The organism is Algimonas porphyrae (assembly GCF_041429795.1).
GTDB classification, from domain to species: Bacteria; Pseudomonadota; Alphaproteobacteria; order Caulobacterales; family Maricaulaceae; genus Litorimonas; species Litorimonas porphyrae.
This window is the reverse complement of the sequence record NZ_CP163424.1, coordinates 2,783,312-2,803,925: the sequence shown is the minus strand read 5'-3', so window position 1 is coordinate 2,803,925 and position 20,614 is coordinate 2,783,312. Positions and strand designations below refer to the sequence as shown.

Here is a 20,614-nt window from a genome sequence, read left to right as displayed (position 1 = left end):
GCGAGAAAGCTATGAGGTGCGACAATTTGTCAATATCGAGATATTTTTTAAAAAACATACTCCGTGTCCAAAGCTTAAAAAAGCGCGCTTTCTCAGTGAGGAAGCGCGCTCTTGCTTATACATCACCCGGCTATTGCGGGGACGGGATTACCGGTCTTGCGGCTATTCCTCCAGCGAGGCGCGAAGCGGCTCTTCCCGTGGCATGCCGATCGCGTGGAAGCCGCCATCCACGTGATGGGTTTCGCCCGTGCAGGACAGGCCGAGATCCGACAGCAGATAGAGCGCCGCGCCCGCCACACCCTTGCTGTCCGTATTGTCCTGCAGCGCGCTGGCCGCCTTGTTGAAGCGGAACATGTGCCGGCCAGAGCCGATGCCCGCCGCCGCCAAAGTCTTGATCGGCCCGGCGCTGATCGCATTGACGCGAATGCCGCGCGGCCCGAGGTCCGCCGCGATGTAGCGTGTCGAGGCTTCGAGCGCCGCCTTCGCCACGCCCATGACGTTATAGTTCGGCACGACCCGTTCCGAGCCCAGATAGGTCAGCGTCACCATCGCCCCGCCATCCTTCATGATGGCCGATCCGCGCCGCGCCGCATCGACAAAGCTGTAGGCCGAAATGTCGAGCGCGCTCTTGAAGCCCTCCCGCGTTGTCGAGTTGACGAAGGAACCTTCCAGCTGATCCCGGCCCGCAAAGGCGATCGCGTGGACCAGAAAGTCGATCTGGCCCCATGTGTCCGTCAATGCCGCGAAGGTCGCGTCCATCTGATCGTCATTCGTCACGTCGCAATCGAGCAGAAAGTCCGAGCCGACAGAAGCAGCCAGCGGTTCGACCCGGCGTTTCAGCTTGTCGCCCTGATAGGTGAAGGCGAGTTCCGCGCCCTGAGCGGCCAGTTGCTGCGCAATCGCCCAGGCGATCGAATTCTTGTTCGCCACACCCATGATCAGGCCGCGCTTGCCGGCCATCAATGTACCGGTCGGAAAATCGTCAGACATGAAGTCTCCTCACAATCGTTTGACCGATGAATAGGAGCGCAGAGCGGGCGCGGCAACGGCAAATCCGCATGCCTCATCTTCCGCCGTGACTGTTTACCAGATCGCCTGCCGCCGTCTCGGCGGCGTCGGTTCCGGTGTGTGCCAGCTATTGTCCAGGCCGCGGCCCTGTTTCGTCACGCTGCCCATGGGTACGGCCCAGTCCGCCGGGGGCAGGGGCGTCAGATGCGGCAGATCATGCGCGCATGTCAGCGCATCGATCTCGGCCTGCAGGAAGCGTTCGGAAAAGGCGCGCCCGAAACTGCCGCATTGGTGGCAGCTCTTATGGCTCTGCGACAGGTTCAGCAATTCGGCCCGCACCCGGTCGCGCGCCAGTTGCAGCAGATCGCGCTCCCAGTCCGGGCTCTCGATGAAGGCGCTTAAGTCTGCGCGCTCCGTTTTGATCGCCTTATGCAGCGCCGCCATGCGCGCCTCTGCCGCGTCGGCCCGCGCCTCGGCGGCGGCGATGCGGTCTGCGGCGTCCTCGCGAATGCGCGCGGTCTCGGCCTCCGCGGCCTGCGCCCGGTAGCGCAGCTGCGCCGTCAGGATGCAGCGTGTCTGAGCGTAAGTGGTCTGGGGGTTCTGGCGCATGGCGGGCCTCCTTTCCCGTCTCCCTCAAGGGGGAGGGGTTGAGTTGCAGGCAGCCGCATCCGTTCCATCAGCCATCAAGGGTCTGACCTATGAGCGTCTCTGATGGGCGATCCGGGGGATCGCTCACAGCGATGGGCGGCCACCCTTGAATAAGGTGACACGAGGCGCGGACCCCTGTCCGTTGACGGACAGAAAGAAGACACACCGATTTACAACGAACACAGGTCCGCGCGCGGTGATCGGCTCGTCCCGCCCATCCGGCCCCGTCGCCCATCCCTGCTTATCCGCGGCCTAACCGCCCGGTGCCGAACGCGGCTCCGGGCGGATGATTGGCTCACGCGCGGTCCGCAGGGACCAGCGATAGAGGCGGAGGAGGGAGCGAAGGGCGCACGCGGCTGCATAGATCCGCGCACCTCCCACCGGGTCCAGCGCGACCTGCCATCACCTGACAGGTCCGAAGGCAGCACGTTCGCCGCACACCGATCCCGGCCCTCACACCGACCCGCCACACCGAGGGTTATGCCCCACCTCGTGTCTGTGACGGACAAGGGGAGTGTAGGGTGGGGTTGGAGGCGGTGGATAGGATTTGTCTCCGATTTTCAATCCGAGGGATTAAAAATAGCAAACTGCCGAACAGCGTAAGATGTTCGGGCACGGATGACGGGGGATGGCGGTAGTCTACTAATCAGCGAAGATGGGGATTAGCACTCAAACAACTCCTTCATTCCCGCCCAGGCCGACTTGATCGGCCTGCCCATCTCCTATTATTGCGTCTAGATGGGAAGGGTTGGGAGATGGGTTCGCCGATCAAGTCGGCGAAAGCGGATAGGGGAGTGATCTATAGTACCGTCATCACACAGCTTGACTGTGTGATCCATTGCATACCCCTTTCGGCCAGACGTGGTGGCGCTCCCACGGACCGCACAATCAATTCAAGCGATGACTGATAGCTGATAGCGAAGTGTTCTAAGGTGGTCCTAAGATAGTAATTCTTATATTTGCTATTTTGTCATCCGATCCCCGCGTGTAAGGCTAGCATATGAAGCTAGTATCTGTTTGGGTCGAAAACTTCCGGTGCCACTCTCCTAGATCTGAACTGATCTTAAATGACTTGACCGTTGTGGTTGGGAAAAATGATGCCGGAAAGTCAGCTTTATTCGAAGCTATTCGTATTTTTTTAGCGGACACAAAGCCTGACCAAAACGACCCGACGAAGGGAAGCGGGTCTTCCAAGGTAAAGATCGGCTGCGAGTTCAAAGAACTTCCTGAAAAACTGATCGTGGACGCAACAAATCATACTACGTTATCATCTGAAGAGCTTCTCAATGCCAACGGAAGACTTGAGATAGTTCAGATTTGGGAATGTGCCAATAAGCTTCCAAAATTGGAAAGAGTTGAAGCAAACGCCTACTGTCTAGACGTCCCTGAAACGATAGACTTACTTTCTCTCCCAAATTCAAAATTAAAAATTAGAGCGAAGTCGCTCGGTATCGATGAGGGCCTTTTCAACTCTACTATTAACGCTGAAATAAGGACAGCGATACGCAATGCGTACAAGGGTGCAACCTATAGTGAGAAGCCAGTCCTCTTGAACAAAGAAGGAGGAAAACGGATTTGGGAACTACTTAAAAGTATGTTGCCTACGGTTGCGTATTTTCAAGCGGACAGGCCTTCCACTGACCAAGACAGTGAGGCTCAAGACCCACTTCAGAAGGCTGTAAAGCGCGCCTTAGTGAGAGAAGAAGTAAAACTTTCTGAGATCACTCAGTCCGTTCGGACTGAAGCGGAGGATGTCGCGAACGCTACCGTTGAAGAGATCAAAAATATAAACCCTAGATTAGCTCAGTCATTGAAACCCGAAATCACCCCCGGAACGTGGGATAAGGTTTTCAAGTCAACCATTACGGGCGAACACGAAATTCCATTCAACAAGCGCGGGAGCGGCGTCCGCAGACTCATTCTTTTCTCATTCTTTCGCGCTCAACAGAACTATGAAAGAATGAAAGGAGGGCTAGGTAACGTTATCTACCTCGTTGAGGAGCCAGAGACAGGTCAGCACCCTAATCATCAACGGCTCGTTGTATCTGCGCTTAGAGAACTCGCAGAGGAAACATCTTCTCAAGTCTTGATGTCTACTCATAGCCCGATGCTCTGCAGAGCTGTTCCGATCTCAAGTCTCAGGTATCTATGTAATGAACAAGGTGTTCGCGAAGTAATTAACGACTGTAATGATGATATTCATCTACAGCAAATAAGCACTGCATTAGGCGTGTTGCCTGACCATAATGTAAAATTATTCTTTTGCGTCGAGGGCGTAAATGATGAACGGTTTTGGACTACATATTCCAGAGTGCTGATCGGACTAGGATATGAAGATATTCCTGACTTGCAGACTCTCCGTGAAAACGGCGAACTGATCTTTTATCCGCTTGGCGGATCGACGCTAGCACAGTCTGTAGGTCGCTTGAGGGACCTAAATCGTCCTGAGTTTCACTTCTACGATAGAGACTACGAAGAACCTAACGCACCTAAGTATCAGGCATCAATGGATGAAGTGAATGCGCTTGAAGGGTGCGTTGCATATTGCACAAACAAAAGGGAGCTTGAAAACTACGTACATCCGAATGCCATCAGGCTGGCCTATGAAGAACTCAATTTACCCATCACACTACCTCAAGAATTTAATGATTTTGACGACGTACCATTGATCGTCGCAAGGGCTTGTCATGATCTGGCATTGGAAACTGGGGAAACCACAACGCCTTGGGATGAGTTATGTGAAAAGAAAAAGAAAAGTAAATCCGATAAAGCCAAAAAGAATATCAACGGACTAGCTGTATCTTTTCACGACACTCAGACATTGATCGAAAGTGGATGCGAAGAGTTAGTTGCGGTGCTTAGGGAATTAAATGATTATTTCTAAACCGCCCCAAACACCACACTCCCATTCGTCCCGCCAAACCCGAACGAATTACTCATCGCCGTCTTGACCTCCGTGTCCACCCGCTCACGGGCGATCTTGATGGGGGCGACTTCGGGGTCGAGGGTCTCGATGTTGATGCTCGGCGCGACGAACCCATGTTTCATCATCAGGAGCGTATAGACGGCTTCTTGGACGCCTGCGCCGCCGAGTGAGTGGCCGGTGAGGGCTTTGGTGGCGGAGACGTAAGGCGCGTTGTCGCCTTCACCAAAGACGCGGTGGATCGCGGCGCTCTCGGCCACATCGCCGACCGGGGTGCTGGTCATGTGCGGGTTGACATAGTCGACCGTCTCCAGCCCGGCGTCTTCCAGCGCCAGGCGCATGGCGCGTTCCGCGCCTTCGCCGGACGGGGCGACCATATCGTGGCCGTCCGACGTCGCGGCGTAGCCGATGATTTCGGCATAGATGTCCGCGCCGCGCGCGACCGCGTGCTCATACGCTTCCAGCACGAGCATGCCGGCGCCGCCCGCAATGACGAAGCCGTCGCGGTTGACGTCAAAGGGCCGGGAGGCGGTTTCCGGCGCGTCGTTATATTTGCTGCTCATCGCGCCCATCGCGTCGAACAGGTTGGACATGGACCATTCCAGTTCCTCGCCGCCGCCGGCGAACATGATGTCCTGCTTGCCCCACTGGATCTGCTCCGCCGCCGCGCCGATACAGTGCAGCGAGGTGGTGCAGGCGCTGGTGATGGAAAAGTTCACGCCCTTGATCTTGAAATGAGTGGCGAGGGTGGCGGAGACCGTGCTGCTCATGGCCTTGGGCACGGCGAAGGGGCCGACGCGCTTCGGGCTCATATTCTTGCGGGTAATATCCGCGCCGCGCACGATTTCCAGGCTGGACGGACCGCCGGATCCGGCAATGATGCCGGTGCGCGGGTTGGAGATGTGATCCTCGCTCAGACCCGCATCTCGGATCGCCTGATCCATGGCCAGGCCGGACCAGATCGCCGCGTCGCCCATGAAGCGCAAGCTCCGCTTGCCGATGATGTCCTTGGCCTGTTCGGATGTGTCGGCGGGACGTCCGGAGACCTGGCTGCGAAAGCCATATTCGGCCATGTTCGCATCGTGCCGGATCCCGCAGGCGCCTGACTTCAGGCTCTGCGCGACTGTGTCGGCGTCATTGCCGATACAGCTGATGATACCCAGGCCGGTGACGACGACTCTTCGATTTGACATAGGATCGACCTTATTGTGTGAAGGTAGGTGTTAGCGCGATGGGATCGGAGGGGAAAGGGCGAACCCGTGCGGGGCGTCTGTCTGTCGGATCGCGCGGAAAGGATCCGAACGGCGTTCGGAGATCCTGCGAACGCTAGCAAAAGACCGTCATGCTCGCTACATTTGCGCGCCTTGCCCTTCTGTTGAGGGAGAGGATCGCGACCAGATCAGACGTCCTCCGCGATGAACAGGCCCACCCGCAAATCCTTGGCTTGGTAGATCAGTTCGTCATCCGCATACATGCGGCCATCGGCGATGCCGAGGACCAGCTTTCTGCGGATGGCGCGCTTGATGTCAATTTCGTAGCGGACCTTCTTGATGTCGGGCGTGACCTGTCCGGTGAACTTCACCTCGCCGACGCCGAGCGCACGGCCGCGGCCCTGTCCGCCCGTCCAGCCGAGCCAGAAGCCGACCATCTGCCACATGGCATCGAGGCCGAGGCAGCCGGGCATCACCGGATCGCCCTGAAAATGGCAGGCGAAGAACCAGAGCGATGGATCGATATCCAGATGGGCGATGATCTCGCCCTTGTCATAGGCGCCGCCCGTATCGGCGATCTTCTCGATCCGGTCCATCATCAGCATGGGCGGCAGCGGCAATTTGGCGTTGCCGGGACCGAATAGCGACTGCTCGCCGGAGACGATCAGGTCGTCATAATCGTAGGAAGGCTCAATCTTGATCATGGCGCATACTTAAGCGCGCAGACGCAATAGGCAAGCACGCAAGCGCGCGGAAGCGGGGATGAGCGGTGTGAGGGCGCGCGGACGGGCCCGCCCGCACAGGGCCGTCTAGGACGTCTTTCGGGTCACGGTGAAGCGGGTCAGCGCTTCTTCGGCCAGATCCCAGTCGGGCTTGATTTCCAGCGCGGACTTCAGGTCGAAATAGGCGGCGCGGTAATCTTCCATGCGCTCATAGGCCAGCGCGCGGTTGAACAGGGCGGCTGCCTGCTTGTCGGTGTCGAGGGACAGCGCCGTGCTGTAGGCTTTGACGGCGGCGTCAAAGCGGCCATCATGGAACAGGGCGACACCGTGATTGATATGGGCTTCGGCCAGATCCGGATACATGTCGATCGCGACCTTGTAATCGGCGACCGCGCGATCCGTTTCGCCCTTGCGCATCAGCAGCACGCCGCGATTGACATGGGTCGCGGCCACGTCGCGCTTCATCAGCTTGTCGTCGAGCGCTTCGTCGCAGGACTTGAGCGCATTCTTCGTGCCGGTATTGCCGGTCTTGGCGAACTGGAAACAGGTCTGCGCCTTTCCGGGTCCGACAACGATGACTTGCGCCGAGGCTGGGACGGCGAGCAGGAGGATGGAGGCAGCCAGAAGGATATGTTTCATAATTGCGCTCCATAGCACAGTTTTACGAAATCCGGAAATCGAGGCGTCTTTTCAGCCTTGCCGTCCCCCGATCAGCCGTTAGCCTCGCCCCATGATCCGGCGTCTTCCACTCTTGCTCTGCCTGGCTTTGCTGCGGCTCTATAAGTTGACTCTGTCGCCTGTGCTGAAGGCGGTCGGCGTGCGCTGTCGGCATTATCCGGAATGCTCCGACTTCATGGCCGGGGCGATGCGCCGCCACGGCGTCTGGGCCGGGGGCTGGATGGGGCTGGCCCGCCTGCTGCGTTGTCAGCCCTGGGGCACATGCGGCCACGATCCTGTCCCGGAGGCGATGACGGGACGCTGGTTCACACCGTGGGAATATGGACGCTGGCGGTGAGCCGCTGAGTGCGTCCCCTTTTGTGGACGCCTGTGCGACCGATATGACATTGGCACGATACAGACCAGAAATCGCTGTTTTCGCGTCTCATTGCATAACGCACGCTATGGCCGTGATCGCGCGCGTCCCGTAGAGACGCGCCATGTCACTTCGCATGCGATTACGGACGGAAACGCGCGCCGCGCATGAGCAGCTCGACCATATTGCCGACGGGCTCGATCTGACGATGCGCCGCGACTATATCCGGTTTCTGCTGGCGCATCGCAGAGCCTATGCCGCCCTGCATGCAGCGCGGATCGGATTGACGGATCTTCTGGCGCGTCGGATCAGCCAAGTGGATCAGGATCTGGCGCATTTCGATATCGACGCCACAGCCGATGCGACAGAGGACTTACCCATTGACCCAGACATTGAGATGATCGGGCTATCCTATGTCATTCTCGGATCGCATCTGGGTGCGGTGCAGATTGCGAAGCAGGTGGGTAGGAGTGACGATCTTTCGCTTCGCGCAGCGACAACCATGCTGACGGATCAGACGCTCGCACCCTTGTGGCGTGATTTCGTGCAGGCGAGTCGCAACCTGCCCGACACGGGCGCGGATGCGGACCGGATCATTCTCTCCGCGACGCACACATTCAGCCTGTTCGAGGCGGCCTTTCGCTCTGTGATCGATGCAGACGCGGCCTGATCAGCCCGTTGCGCGGAGCAGCCGGACCAGCGTGTCCATCTCATAGGGTTTGCGCAGAAAGGCAGCGTCCGGAAATCTGTCCGACAGTGAGGTGCGTTCGCCATAGCCTGTCGCAAAGGCAAACGGGACGCCCAGTTCCAGCAATCTGGTTGCGACGCGTTCGCTGGTCTCGAGGCCAAGATTGACATCGAGCAGGGCAAAATCGGGCGTCTGTGCGGCGATCATCTGCAAGGCTTCGGCGCTTGTCGGCGCGACGTCGATCGTGTCGGCTCCGAGCCGCTCGAACATGTCCTGCGCATCCAGCGCGATGATCATATTGTCTTCGACGATCAACACATGACCGGAGAACTCCAAGGTCCCGGTGGCACGGTCCTCGGCCTCCGGCAGAGCGGCGGCTTCGGCGTCGCGAAAACGGGAGATGACATGAGCCGGAATGTCGAACCGGGCGCGTAATCCGGTTACCGCATAGTCGATGGTGGAGGCGCCTTTCAGATCATAGGCAATGGAGCGTTCCGTAATGGTCGTGCCGAACCCCTTGCGGGTCGGGGCCTTGACGGGAGGCCCCCCGGTTTCCGCCCAGTCGATGATCAGGGCTCCATCTTCGCTTTCAGTCATCTGGATCGCAACATGGCCGGTCTCATTGCTGAGCGCGCCATACTTTACCGCATTAGTCATCATTTCGTGGATGACCAGCGACAGGGTGGTGAAGGCTTCCGGCGTCAGCATGGCGTCGATACCGTGTGTTGAAACCCGCTCCTGCGCCGTGCCGAGATAGGCCCGCACTTCCGTCTCAATCAGGTCACGCGCGGATGAAGGCTGCCAGTTGTCATTCGTGATCTGATCATGCGCTCTGGCCAGCGCATGAATGCGCCCGCCGACGACAGCAGTGAATTCCGAGACGCTGGCACTATCCGAGGACTGATTGATCAAACCGCGTATGAGATTGAGGATATTGCGGACCCGATGGTTCAGCTCGGCGATCAGCAATTCCTGCTGCTGCTGTGATCGTGTGCGTTCCTGATTGGCGGCGTCGGTCAGGCGCAGAACGACTTCCAGCAGGGTCACGCGCAGCGAGTCCGCCGCCCGTCGTTCCCGTTCGGACCAGGGTCGGGATTCGTCGTGAACCGTCTGTTTCCAGGCTGCGAAACTCTCGCGCGGTGTCAGACGATCGCCATTCGGGCCCATGGTGACGGGTTTTTCGGGGTTTCCGCCCCACTTAACGTCCTTGGTCACGGGTTCGCGGAACAGCACGATATAGTCGCGCGGACTGCGTGATACGGGCAGGGCCAGCACACCCGCCGCGACGTCGATATAGTCACTGGCCGGAGCGAACAGTCTGGACAGATGCTGGGTGGCGAACACGTCCGAGACCGCGGTCGTATTGAGAAAGTGGGCGAGCGCCTTGAATTGCTCTTTCGTCGGCGTCAGGCCCTCGCTCTGGAAATGGCCATGCGTCCAACTAACGATGCCCGTATAGGGAATCGCGTCCTTGATGGTGCGAGCGAACAGGCTGAAATTGTCGGCGATCGACTGCCCGTCAGCCAGTTCCGCCATGATCCGGTCATGCAGCATGCGGGCCTGAACGTCGTGCAGGCGGGCGGTCTCGGCTTCGGTTTCGGTGAGGATATACCCGAAGAGTTGCGCGAAAAGCTCGGCGGCACTGCGCAATTCCAGACTGAGACTGCGGGGCGTATTGTGATGGCAGGCGATCAGTCCCCAGAGCTTGCCCTGCACCATGATCGAGATCGACAGGGACGCCCCGACCCCCATATTGCGGAGATATTCGATATGGATGGGGGAGACGGCGCGCAGGGTGGACAGGGACAGGTCCAGCGGCTCGCCACTGGCATCTGTCGCGGGCAGAACGGCGCAACCCGGGTCCGAAATGTCGGCGATGATGCGTAACAGATTGCGGGAATAGAGGGCGCGCGCCTGTCGCGGAATGTCGGACGCAGGATAGCGCAGCCCCAGGAAGGATTCCATATGCTGGGACTTGTTCTCGGCAATGACCTGACCGGAACCGTCCTCCAGGAAACGGTAGACCATGACCCGGCCGAAGCCGGTCAGCATCTTGATCTGGCGCGCACTGATCGCGCAGACATTCTCGATCGTATCCGCCTTTCTGATGCGGTCGATCATGGGCCGGATATATCCGATATAATCCTGTCGGCTCTGTCCGGAATGTTGCTCGGCTTCCATGACGATTGTCCGCCCTGACAGGTGAACCGCCAGATCGAAGAGCGTCCCATCCTGCCGCAGGTCGATACCGAAAATGCGTTCGACGGAATCCCCATGGCTGAGCATCTGAAGGCTGCCACGGATGTGATGGACGATTTCGGGTGAGAACAGGTCGCCAATATCGCGCCCGATCAGATCGTCATATGGCAATCCCAGGAATGGTGTTGCATTCTCAGAGGCCCGCGCCACCAGCCAGTCCGGCGTAAACGCCAGCAGCGCCCCGAACGACTGGATACGGCCAGGAATGTGAATGGGCTCACGGTCGCAATTCGTCAGATCGACATCGGCGTGAGAGGGCGACTGTTCAGTCATATCGTTCGCTGCTTCCGTAACGTCGTTCAGTGATCATCCTTTCGGAGATCCGGCCATGCAGTGATCGCCGCACTGCGTTCCCAGGTGCACGTACCGACGCTCTGCATGCGGGTATGCCTTCACAAGATCAAGCATGTTGAGATTATCCACCGTTAACATGTCGCAGCGGGAATTGCAGCGCAATTCCTGCCAATAGCGATGCGCCATCGTTCTTTTTGCGTCTCTTTGCATGACGTGCGGGCCGGAACACGCTACAGGTGGAGCATGTCGGATCTTGTTCTTGTCACCGGTCTTACCGGATATATTGCCAGCCACGTCACGGCGAAGCTGATCGAAAAGGGCTTCCGCGTTCGCGGGACTGTCCGCAACAAGGCCAAGGGCCGTCGAGTACTTGACGCGATGGCCGTCACGGGTGTGGACATTTCGCAGGTCGAACTGGTCGAGGCGGAATTGGGAGCCGATGAAGGCTGGCGGGATGCCGTCAAGGACTGTCGCTATATTCAGCATATTGCCTCGCCATTCCCGCTGGAATCGCCCAGCGACCGGGAAGCGCTTGTCCCGGAAGCGCGCGCCGGGGCGCAACGTGTGCTGGAAAACGGCTTTTCTGCCGGCGCGGAACGGATCGTCCTGACCTCGTCCATGGTCGCCATGATGATGCAGCCCGGGCGCGGCAAGGAAAAGACCTATGACGAGCATGACTGGTCAGACCCGGACTGGGCACCGATCCCGGCTTACGGTGTCTCCAAGACGCGCGCAGAACTATCCGCATGGGCCTATGCAGAGGCCCAGGGATTTAAGGATCGGCTGACGACGGTCAATCCGGGGCTCGTCTTCGGGCCTGATCCATTCGATAATGGCGGGGCGTCTTTGCAGGTGGTGCGGGACATGATGAACGGCGAATTCCCGGCTGTGCCGAAGGTGGCCTATCCGGTCGTGGACGTACGCGACTGCGCGTCGATCCATGTCGGCGCCATGACGGCACCGGATGCGGCGGGTCGCCGGCTGATGGCGGCGGGTGAAACGCTGACTTTCGGACAGATCGCAGACACGCTTCGGGCTGAGTATCCGAAAGCCAAGCTCCCGCGCGGGGAAGCGCCGAACTTCGCCTTGCGGCTGATGTCGCTCTTCGATGACCGGATCAAAACTATCCTGCCCGATCTCGGCCATAAACCGACGGCGAATAGTGCCTATGTCACGTCGCTGACAGGCGTCGTTCCGCGCCCCGCAAAGGAAAGCCTGATGGCGAGTGCGAGGGATTTGATTGCGAATGGCGCGGTCATTATGGAGGACTAGGTATCACTCAGGCGCTCATTGGGTCAGTCGAGTAAGTTGGCGGCGCTCACAAGATCACCTGCCAGCGACGCTGTGTCGTAATTTGAAAAATTGTAATCGATGAAACGATGGTTGAGAAACTGTCCATTTCCATCGAACATGAAGACGCCGATCCCCGACCGCAGCCCGCGGTTTATAGGGCTTGGGCTTTCCAGCGCGCCAACAAACAGAATGCGATCGTTGTCTGTCCACACCTCAGCGCTATTAGGTTGCAGGACAAAGCGGGTATCCAGCGCGGAGCATCGGTCGCAACTAGGGTTCGCTGTCTGCAGATAATCCCGGATCGGATGCAGCATAGTCTTCATCCCCAACCACAACGCATCAGCCTCTGTCGTGTCAATGACGTCCTGGATGAAGGGCTCCGGATCGATCACGTCAAACCCTGAAGCCATAGCTGCCGTGTCAAACGCCTCATGCGCTGAGACGACATCAACGCCAAGATAGCCAATCGGTCGCGGGTCGAATCCCGTCTCTGCGAGCGTCTGATGTGTATGCGGTTCGGAATGGAAGCCCATAAATATCAGAACGACAGATGCAGTGTCGTCTGATTCTGTGATGGCCGGTTCGATCGGTTTATCTGTCTTGCTCGTACACCCACTCGACGCAATTGCGAGAGTTGAAAGGCCAGCCAGAGCAAAACCACCTATCACACGACGCATGACACTGATGAGTCTCAGCGCTGAACCTATCACGCCGCTTTCACTGCGTCCGCAAAGCGGTCGAACAGGTAGACACTGTCCTGCGGGCCGGGGCTGGCTTCGGGGTGATGCTGCACGGAAAAGACGGGCTTGCCTTTCAGGCGGATTCCGCAATTGGACCCGTCGAACAGGCTGACATGCGTTTCTTCGACCGTGTCGGGCAGGGACGCCTGATCGACCGCAAAGCCGTGATTCATCGACACGATCTCAACCTTGTCCGTCGTGTGGTCCATGACGGGATGGTTCGCGCCGTGATGGCCCTGTTCCATTTTGACCGTCTTCGCTCCCAGCGCCAGTGCCAACATCTGATGGCCGAGACAGATGCCGAGGATCGGCATGTCGGCTGCGATCAGATCGCGGATGACGGGAATGGCATAGTCGCCCGTCGCCGCCGGATCGCCGGGTCCGTTGGACAGGACGACGCCGTCCGGGTTTAGTGCGAGAATGGCCTTGGCGGATGTCGTGCCCGGCACGACGGTCACAGCGAGGCCAGCGCTGATCAGATTGCGCAGAATGTTCCTTTTGACGCCATAATCGATCAGCACGACTTTCCGGGTGCCGTCCGCATCGCGATGTCCGTCCGGCCATTGCCAGCGTGCCTGCCGCCAGTCGAACGGACCGTCCGCCGCCATGTCTCTGGCCAGATCCGCACCGACCAGACCGTTCCAGCTGCGGGCCTGCTCGGCCAGCGCGACAATGTCGAACTGCCCGTCAGGCGCGTGGGCGATAACGCCGTTGGGCATGCCGTGATCACGGATATGGGCTGTCAGGGCGCGCGTATCGATACCGGACAGGCCGATAATCCCGCGGGCGGACAGCCAGTCGCCCAGCTCAGTCTCGGACCGCCAGCTCGATGCCGGGGTTACGGATGCGCGGAAAATCGCGCCGCGCGCTGCGATGCGGGCGGCGTCGGTCGTGGCTTCCTCATCTTCTTCGGTCGTGCCGGTATTGCCGATATGCGGGAAGGTGAAGGTGACGATCTGCGCGGCGTAGGACGGATCGGTCAGAATTTCCTGATAGCCCGTCATGGCGGTGTTGAAACAGACCTCGCCGACCGCGCGGCCTTCCGCGCCGATACCGATGCCGTAAAAGGCTTCGCCCGAGGCCAGCACAAGAACCGCCGTCGGTACGGGATCAGGCGTGAAATCAGTATTCATGTCGGTCAATCCTAGCATGTCGCTGCTAGGCGTGCCCTATGCGCGAGGCATAATGGATTCGCAAGCGATCCTGTCCGCCCATCAACAGGATCGAAACCCTGTTTTCGCGCCCTGTGACACTGTGTCTTGGCAGTGGGGCGTTCCGCCCCTATATCCCGCTGCCTGTCAGAACTGGCAGCGTCACAGCGGCTGGCCCGCAAGAGAGACATTATGAGCGAACCCCTTCGCGACCAAATCAAGGTCGCCACCAAGGACGCGATGCGTCAGAAGGATGGCGTGCGGCTGTCCACACTGCGTCTGATGAGTGCGGCGATCAAGGATCGCGACATTGCTGCGCGCGCCGCGGATCGGTGCGGCGGTATCGATGATGCCGAAATTCTCGGCATTCTGACCAAGATGGTCAAGCAGCGCGAAGACGCGGCGAAGACCTATGAAGATAATGGCCGCTGCGAACTGGCCGAGCGTGAACGCGAGGAAATCGTCGTGGTCCGCAGCTTCATGCCCAAACCCATGTCCGACGACGAAGTCGAAGCCGCCGTGGCCAGGGCGGTCGAGAATACTGGCGCGACCTGCCTGAAAGACATGGGCAAGATCATGGGTCAGTTGAAGTCCGGCTATGCAGGCCGGATCGATATGGGCAAGGCGGGCGCCGTCGTGAAACGGCATCTCTGCAGCTGATTAGGTCGATCATTCTAGCGCCTGTGGCGGACATCTGGTGCTAAGGTCCGCAGGACGCTAAACTGTCCGCCTATGCAGATCATCGACATGAATGCAGGGCTGCCGTCAGGCGCGGAGCGACGGGTCGAACCGTTCGACCCACCCTTCTGGCTGCGCCCGGGTATCATCCAGACGGCGCTTGCCAGCCAGTCCTTCCGCAAGCGGGGTCCCAATCCCATGATCGACGCGGCCGAAGACGTCATTCTCGATTGCGAAGACGGGGTCCGGTTGAAGGGCAGCCATTCGCGCAATCCCGATAATCGGGCGCTATTCATCTTTCTGCATGGCTGGGAAGGCTCGCAGGACAGCACCTATGTCGTCAGCTGCGGTCGCTATATGTATCAGCGCGGGGCCAGTGTCTTCCGCCTGAACTACCGCGACCATGGCGGCAGTCACGACCTGAACAAGGGGCTGTTCTTTTCCACGCGTTTCAACGAGGTTTACAATGCCGTGCAGCAGGCCGCCCGGCTATCGGAGGGCGCGCCCGTCTATATTGTCGGCTTCTCACTGGGCGGGAATTTCGCTCTGCGCATCGCCCGCTCGCTGCGTGATCTGACCATCGACAGACTGCAACGCATCTATGCGATCAGCCCGGTCGTGGATCCGTGGGGCGCGGCCCCGCTGGTTGACGCGAACCCGCTCTATCGGCGCTATTTCCTGAAGAAGATGAAGACCAGCCTGGCGCGCAAACAGTCCCTGTTCCCGGACCGTTATGACTTCAATGACATGCTGCGCGAACGCCGGGTGCTGGGCATTACGGAAAAGCTGCTGCCTGCTTATTCGAAATATGCGCGGATGGAGGATTACTTCAACGCCTACCGCGTGGATCCATCCGATCTGGCGCGCATTCCCGTGCCGGTAGACATCATCACCGCGCGTGATGATGGTATGATTCCGGAGCGCGACGTGCAGCGGCTGACCCTGTCTCCCGGCTCACGCATGATCATTCACGACCATGGCGGGCATAATGGCTTCTTCCAGTCCTTGCTGGGGCCGACCTGGTATGACGAGCATATCGGCAAAGACGTCTTTCAAACGGATGGAAAACAGGTCACATAGCCATCATGCGCTTGCTGCTTCTCATCCCTCTCATCATTCTGGTCGCCATGATCCTTCTGTCTCTGCTCAGCCGCCGGGGTCATGCCATCGGCCTGGTCGATGACCGCCTGGCCCCTCTGCCGTCCAAACCGAACTGCGTCAGTTCCGAGTTGGGAACCCCGGCTGCCAAACAGGTAGAACCGCTGCAAACGGACAAGGCGGGACTATTGGCAGCGATTGCGGCGACAGGCGGAGAGATCGTCTCTGATCAAAATGACTATATTGCGACGACCTACACGAGCGGGCTGATGCGGTTCGTCGATGATGTCGAATTCCGACGCGACGGCACGGTCTGGCACGTCCGTTCAGCCTCCCGCGTCGGTCATTCGGATATGGGCGCGAACCGCAAGCGCGTCGCGGCAATCCGGGCAGCACTATAGGACAGACGGTGGGTCGCAAGGTGCGCGTCGGGTCGCAGATCACTAATCTTTTACAATCGTTTGCTCGGCTTTTCGCGTAGACACTCTGCCAGACAGGGATCCTTTTTATGCCGGAACAGCATCTTTCGCCGAAAACTATCGATCATGAGCGTGTCAAAACGCTGGTGCGCGAGCTGCTGATCGCGATCGGGGAGAATCCTGACCGGGAAGGTCTGCTTGAAACGCCGCGCCGGATTGCCGATTTCTACCGCGAATTCATCGAATATGATCCCGGCAAGCTCGAAACGACTTTCGACTCTGTCCGCCATAATCAGATGGTCGCCGTAACCGGTATGCGCGTCTGGTCGATGTGCGAACATCACATGCTGCCATTCTGGTGTGATGTCTCGGTCGCCTATATAGCGGATGACAAGGTTCTGGGCCTGTCGAAATTCGCCCGGATCGCGCACAAGAATGCCCATGCGCTCAGCCTGCAGGAAAAGCTGGTCGCAGACATTTCCGACGATCTGAAGCGTATTCTCGGGACCAAGAATGTCGCCGTCATGGCCAAGGGCGAACATCTCTGCATGACGATGCGCGGTATCCGGACCCCGCACCGCATGATCAGTTCTGCGCTCGATGGGCAGTTCCTGAAGGCAGAAACGCGGGCGGAATTTTTTAATCTGGTCAATGCCTCGGACGCGATGACACGCTAGCGTCAGCCGTTGCCACCCTCACCCGACTCGTCTAGGCCCGCGCCCGTTACAGGAGGCCCGGCCCATGTCAGAACAGATGACCGATATCAGGTCGAAACTCGTGCTCGTCCGGCATGGTCAATCCATCTGGAATGAACAGAACCGTTTCACCGGCTGGGTCGATGTCGATCTGACAGATCGCGGCGTCGCCGAAGCAACGAAAGCGGGCGCGATGCTGGCGGCGGAAGATATCCGCTTCGATGTGGCTTTCACCTCTTTCCAGAAGCGCGCGATCAAGACGCTCTGGATGACGCTCGAAGGCATCGATCAGATGCACATTCCGGTGACCAAGGCCTGGCAGCTCAATGAGCGGCATTACGGCGCGCTGTCGGGCCTGAACAAGCAGGAAACGCGCGACAAGCACGGCGATGAACAGGTCCACATCTGGCGCCGGTCGTTTGACGTTCCCCCGCCGCAGATCGATGCGACTCACGACTATCATCCGGCCAATGATCCGAAATATGCGGGCTATGATCCGGCCATTCTGCCGGGCGGCGAAAGCCTGAAGATGACGACGGAACGGGTCCTGCCCTATTTCAATGTTCAGATCCGGCCCTTCCTCGATGGCGGCAACAACCTCATCATCAGCGCCCACGGCAATTCCCTGCGCGCCCTGATGAAGGACCTGTTCGAAGTCGCCGACGCCGACATTCCGGGTTTCGAATTCCCGACGGGAAATCCGCTGCTGATGGAGCTCGGCCAAGGACAAAAGGTCCTCAGCGCGCGCTATCTTGATGCAGACCGTGCAAAGGATTTGCCGGAGTCCGGAAAAAGTTAATGCCTAAAGGGGTGTTCATCCAAAACCCCGCCTCGATCTACGATGACGAGGAGGGCGCGCATTACCATTACCCGAAAAGCTATCATAGCCGTGTTCTGGACAGGGTCGGTGACTGGGTTATTCTTTATGAATCTGGTAAAGGAGGAGGAAGTAATCCGCTAACTTATTATGCCGTAGCAGAAATTGCCGGTACCCGCCCGGATCCTAAGACAGAGGGTAAGTTTTATGCGGATTACGTACCCGGGAGTTATCTCGATTTCGCGCATCGCGTTCCACTCCGTCGCAAGGATGGATGTTATCATTCGAGTCTTGTCCAAAAATCTCCAGGAAGGCCGAACGGAATTGTGCGAAATGCTGTGCAGCCGATACGTGAGGAAGATTTCTGGGAAATACTAAGGTTGGGTACGCGAGCTGATGCGGCTTTGATGTTGCCGCGGCAAGACAAACTGGACGATCCCCTATTGGAGGTGGAGGATTTACAGACGCCTTTTGAAGGGCCACGTAAAAGGGAGCGTGTTGAAACCTATCTCAATCGCGCCGCCCGCGATCGGACATTCCGCGCCCGGGTAATCGGGGCTTATGGAGGGCGTTGCGCGCTAACCGGCTTGGGCTTTGTCAATGGCGGTGGACGTGCAGAAGTTCAGGCTGCACATATTCGTCCTGTCGAATGCGGTGGGCCCGATGCTGTGGTTAATGGTTTGGCCCTATCCGGCACTGTCCACTGGATGTTTGACAGAGGGCTGTTGGCGTTGAGCGATGACGGTGAAATTCTAACATCGCGGAAGATCAATGACGTCGACAGCCTCGATCGACTACTCTTCGCTGATAGAAAGATGAGGTTCCCGGAAAAATTGCAGGATAGGCCTCATGCGACGTTTTTACGGTGGCATCGCGAAGAAGTATTTGAGAAATAGATATGATTGAACAGCTTATAGCTGATCCGTTCGTTGCAGTCACGGCGCATCATAATTTTTGATTATCAATCGAAAATTCCGGCTTTGCCGGATCGCGCCGCCGCGCAGTCAGGGCGGGATTCGAACCCGCGATAGAGTTGCCCCTATACCGGATTTCGAATCCGGCGCTTTCAACCACTCAGCCACCTGACCATCTCGCGGCTCAGCGCGGGCCCGATGGCCCACGTGACGGGCCGCGCTTTAGGGCTGGTCTGCGCCAATGGCAACGGGGTAGAACGTCCTTATGCAGAAGACCGGACACAGATTAGGGCCAACGCTGGAAACGGAGCGGCTGATCCTGCGCCCGATCGACATTGAGGTCGATCTGCAGGGCTTTTGCGAGACTTATGCCGATGCTGAAACAATGCGCTTTCTGGGTGGCCAAACCAAGGATGTCGCTCAGACATGGCGAACCCTGGCGACCTTTCTCGGCCATCATCTGACCCGCGGCTATTCCTTCATGTCCGTCATCGAGAAGAGCAGCGGCGCATGGGTCGGCGACGTCGGGCCCTGGTTTCCGGAAGGCTGGCCTGGGCGCGAAGTCGGCTGGACCCTGCACCCCGACTATCGCGGCAAGGGCTTTGCGCGTGAAGCAGGCCGCGCCTGCATCGACTATGTGCGTGACGACCTTGGCTGGGACTCGGTCATTCACGTGATCGAAGAGGGCAATGTCGGCTCTGAAAAGGTCGCCGAAGCGTTAGGCTCGCAACGCTTGCACACGGTGCATCATATTCCCGGTATCGGCGACGGCGTGTTCAATATTTACGGACAGGAGCTGCGCTGACAGCCTGACAGCCTGACAGCCTGACAGCCTGGCGGGTCAGGCCATGTCTGCGTTGTTCTCCGCCCTCATTTTGCCGCTTGGCAATCACGCACTTTGAAATTGTAACATGACAGGGCTGCGGCTTTGGCTTAGACTTTGCATCATCGTGGTCGTGCAAGAGCCACAATGGGGGCGTCCATTCATGAAAAGTCTGAGTCGGTCAGGGCGGTTGCGCATCGTTCTGGATGCATTCGTCCTCGTCGTGATCCTGGTCGCGGCGGGCTATGCCTTTTCGACCGAAGCCCTCGTTTCGCCGAAGAAAAGTACCGAAAACGAGGCTGTTGTCAGTCATGAAGGTGGGGCCGATCGGTCGACCGAGACCGGATCCTGAGCTAAATTTATGTCAACCAGCCGGCATCCCTTAATGTTCGCGCACCTGTTCGGCTGACCGGGACATGCGTGCCGTCCTTGAGGATCAGGGTCGGCTTGCCTTTTTCGCGCACCATCCGGTCCACCCCGCCTTCGGCGACCCACCAGGACCGATGGGGACGCAATCCTGAAACCGGCTGGGCCAGATCGTCAATATCGGCAAGCCGCATCAGCATCATGTGATCGCCTGCGCTGGTGTGAATGCGCACATAGTGATCCTCCGAACTCACACCGTACAGCGTGGCATGGCGCAGATGGACCGGTAGGCGGTCCATCAAGGCGGGTCGTTTCGGCGCATCTGCGGCCTCGCCCGCGACGCGGCTACGCGCCGCCGTGTCGGCAAAGGCGGTAATTACGATCGCAATCACCCAGATATAGAAGAGCGTCAGAAAAAAGCCCCAGACGCTACTCTGGCTGGAGGTGAACAGCACGAAGGGCGCGACGGCGATTGTCGATCCGAAGGATTGCAGAAGCACACACAGCCAGGCCGGAGCGGATGGACGCCATCGATTCAAACCGAACCGGACCGCCATGGCCCCAAAGCCGCCCGCAAAGCACAGGCTGATCCAGTAAAGCGCGCGCAAGGGCAGCGAGAATATGTGTGTTCCGAGCGGCGCCAGCACTGTCAGAACCGCGCCGGCAATCAGCGGTGTCAGCACGGCCGAGACATCGAAGCGCCGCAACAGTTTCATTTTTGTGGCTGATCCGACCCGGTCATTCGCGCTTCGTGAACGGGCGCGTCGTGATTTTCAAGTCGGTTCGCGAAGCAGCGCTGTGCGTTCACGTAGATACGATGGCACGCCTGCACCT

At 58.7% G+C, this 20,614-nt stretch carries 21 protein-coding genes and 1 tRNA gene; 12 read left to right on the top strand and 10 right to left on the bottom strand.

The genetic code is table 11. From position 1 onward, the window contains the following. Positions 1-162: 162 nt before the first annotated feature. Both AB6B39_RS13615 and AB6B39_RS13610 read right to left on the bottom strand, forming a co-directional pair. Positions 163-990, bottom strand: a complete 828-nt coding sequence (locus AB6B39_RS13615; protein ID WP_371398625.1) for an enoyl-ACP reductase — start codon at positions 988-990, stop codon at positions 163-165. Between the two features lie 93 nt (positions 991-1,083). Continuing rightward, a complete protein-coding gene (locus AB6B39_RS13610; RefSeq protein WP_284373851.1) occupies positions 1,084-1,617 on the bottom strand; it encodes a hypothetical protein in 534 nt (177 codons plus the stop codon). Positions 1,618-2,656: 1,039 nt separating this feature from the next. Here AB6B39_RS13610 and AB6B39_RS13605 point away from each other — a divergent pair. After that, a complete protein-coding gene (locus AB6B39_RS13605; protein WP_284373853.1) occupies positions 2,657-4,540 on the top strand; it encodes an AAA family ATPase in 1,884 nt (627 codons plus the stop codon). On the opposite strand, the gene fabB is transcribed toward AB6B39_RS13605, so the two are convergent. From fabB to AB6B39_RS13590, 3 genes are all read right to left on the bottom strand, one after another. After that, positions 4,537-5,772 carry a beta-ketoacyl-ACP synthase I gene (fabB, locus tag AB6B39_RS13600; RefSeq protein ID WP_284373855.1) on the bottom strand — a complete coding sequence of 412 codons (1,236 nt, stop codon included), beginning with the start codon at positions 5,770-5,772 and terminating at the stop codon, positions 4,537-4,539. The two genes, AB6B39_RS13605 and fabB, sit on opposite strands and share 4 nt — an antisense overlap. A gap of 206 nt (positions 5,773-5,978) precedes the next feature. Further along, positions 5,979-6,494: a bifunctional 3-hydroxydecanoyl-ACP dehydratase/trans-2-decenoyl-ACP isomerase gene (gene fabA, locus AB6B39_RS13595; protein ID WP_284373858.1), complete on the bottom strand. Its 516-nt coding sequence runs from the start codon at positions 6,492-6,494 to the stop codon at positions 5,979-5,981. Between the two features lie 105 nt (positions 6,495-6,599). After that, on the bottom strand, positions 6,600-7,151 hold the full coding sequence (locus AB6B39_RS13590) for a tetratricopeptide repeat protein (protein WP_284373860.1): 552 nt from the start codon (positions 7,149-7,151) through the stop codon (positions 6,600-6,602). A 91-nt stretch (positions 7,152-7,242) separates the two neighbouring features. Here AB6B39_RS13590 and yidD point away from each other — a divergent pair, with 91 nt between their 5' ends. Beyond that, positions 7,243-7,527: a membrane protein insertion efficiency factor YidD gene (yidD, locus tag AB6B39_RS13585; RefSeq protein ID WP_284373862.1), complete on the top strand. Its 285-nt coding sequence runs from the start codon at positions 7,243-7,245 to the stop codon at positions 7,525-7,527. A 142-nt stretch (positions 7,528-7,669) separates the two neighbouring features. Beyond that, positions 7,670-8,215 carry a biliverdin-producing heme oxygenase gene (locus tag AB6B39_RS13580; RefSeq protein ID WP_284373864.1) on the top strand — a complete coding sequence of 182 codons (546 nt, stop codon included), beginning with the start codon at positions 7,670-7,672 and terminating at the stop codon, positions 8,213-8,215. Here AB6B39_RS13580 and AB6B39_RS13575 read toward each other — a convergent pair whose 3' ends face one another. Then, entirely contained in the window at positions 8,216-10,765 is a 2,550-nt protein-coding gene (locus AB6B39_RS13575) for an HWE histidine kinase domain-containing protein (RefSeq protein ID WP_284373866.1), read from the bottom strand. A 264-nt stretch (positions 10,766-11,029) separates the two neighbouring features. On the opposite strand from AB6B39_RS13575, the gene AB6B39_RS13570 reads away from it, so the two are divergent. Then, a complete protein-coding gene (locus tag AB6B39_RS13570) occupies positions 11,030-12,058 on the top strand; it encodes an NAD-dependent epimerase/dehydratase family protein (protein ID WP_284373868.1) in 1,029 nt (342 codons plus the stop codon). Positions 12,059-12,081: 23 nt separating this feature from the next. Here the strand turns inward: AB6B39_RS13570 and AB6B39_RS13565 are convergent, their stop codons facing one another. Both AB6B39_RS13565 and carA read right to left on the bottom strand, forming a co-directional pair. Then, positions 12,082-12,612: a hypothetical protein gene (locus AB6B39_RS13565; protein ID WP_284373870.1), complete on the bottom strand. Its 531-nt coding sequence runs from the start codon at positions 12,610-12,612 to the stop codon at positions 12,082-12,084. Positions 12,613-12,785: 173 nt separating this feature from the next. Next, positions 12,786-13,952: a glutamine-hydrolyzing carbamoyl-phosphate synthase small subunit gene (carA, locus tag AB6B39_RS13560; RefSeq protein ID WP_284373871.1), complete on the bottom strand. Its 1,167-nt coding sequence runs from the start codon at positions 13,950-13,952 to the stop codon at positions 12,786-12,788. A 210-nt stretch (positions 13,953-14,162) separates the two neighbouring features. On the opposite strand from carA, the gene AB6B39_RS13555 reads away from it, so the two are divergent. From AB6B39_RS13555 to AB6B39_RS13530, 6 genes are all read left to right on the top strand, one after another. Then, complete coding sequence (locus AB6B39_RS13555) at positions 14,163-14,630, top strand: GatB/YqeY domain-containing protein (RefSeq protein WP_284373874.1); 468 nt, start codon at positions 14,163-14,165, stop codon at positions 14,628-14,630. Between the two features lie 72 nt (positions 14,631-14,702). Further along, positions 14,703-15,728 (top strand): YheT family hydrolase, encoded by a 1,026-nt coding sequence (locus AB6B39_RS13550; protein WP_284373876.1) that lies wholly within the window; start codon positions 14,703-14,705, stop codon positions 15,726-15,728. Positions 15,729-15,733: 5 nt separating this feature from the next. Next, complete coding sequence (locus AB6B39_RS13545; RefSeq protein WP_371398624.1) at positions 15,734-16,147, top strand: DUF1499 domain-containing protein; 414 nt, start codon at positions 15,734-15,736, stop codon at positions 16,145-16,147. 107 nt (positions 16,148-16,254) lie between these two features. Continuing rightward, complete coding sequence (gene folE / locus AB6B39_RS13540; protein WP_284373880.1) at positions 16,255-16,842, top strand: GTP cyclohydrolase I; 588 nt, start codon at positions 16,255-16,257, stop codon at positions 16,840-16,842. 64 nt (positions 16,843-16,906) lie between these two features. Next, entirely contained in the window at positions 16,907-17,659 is a 753-nt protein-coding gene (gpmA, locus tag AB6B39_RS13535; protein WP_284373882.1) for a 2,3-diphosphoglycerate-dependent phosphoglycerate mutase, read from the top strand. Positions 17,660-17,670: 11 nt separating this feature from the next. Next, entirely contained in the window at positions 17,671-18,573 is a 903-nt protein-coding gene (locus tag AB6B39_RS13530; protein WP_371398623.1) for an HNH endonuclease, read from the top strand. Positions 18,574-18,678: 105 nt separating this feature from the next. Here AB6B39_RS13530 and AB6B39_RS13525 read toward each other — a convergent pair. Next, positions 18,679-18,765 (bottom strand) — tRNA-Ser (locus tag AB6B39_RS13525). A gap of 91 nt (positions 18,766-18,856) precedes the next feature. Here AB6B39_RS13525 and AB6B39_RS13520 point away from each other — a divergent pair. After that, the gene (locus AB6B39_RS13520; protein ID WP_284373886.1) at positions 18,857-19,396 is read left to right on the top strand and encodes a GNAT family N-acetyltransferase; all 540 of its coding nucleotides are present in this window, start codon (positions 18,857-18,859) and stop codon (positions 19,394-19,396) included. 181 nt (positions 19,397-19,577) lie between these two features. After that, a complete protein-coding gene (locus tag AB6B39_RS13515) occupies positions 19,578-19,766 on the top strand; it encodes a hypothetical protein (RefSeq protein WP_284373888.1) in 189 nt (62 codons plus the stop codon). Between the two features lie 7 nt (positions 19,767-19,773). On the opposite strand, the gene AB6B39_RS13510 is transcribed toward AB6B39_RS13515, so the two are convergent. After that, complete coding sequence (locus tag AB6B39_RS13510) at positions 19,774-20,496, bottom strand: LytTR family DNA-binding domain-containing protein (protein ID WP_284373890.1); 723 nt, start codon at positions 20,494-20,496, stop codon at positions 19,774-19,776. Between the last annotated feature and the right edge of the window lie 118 nt (positions 20,497-20,614).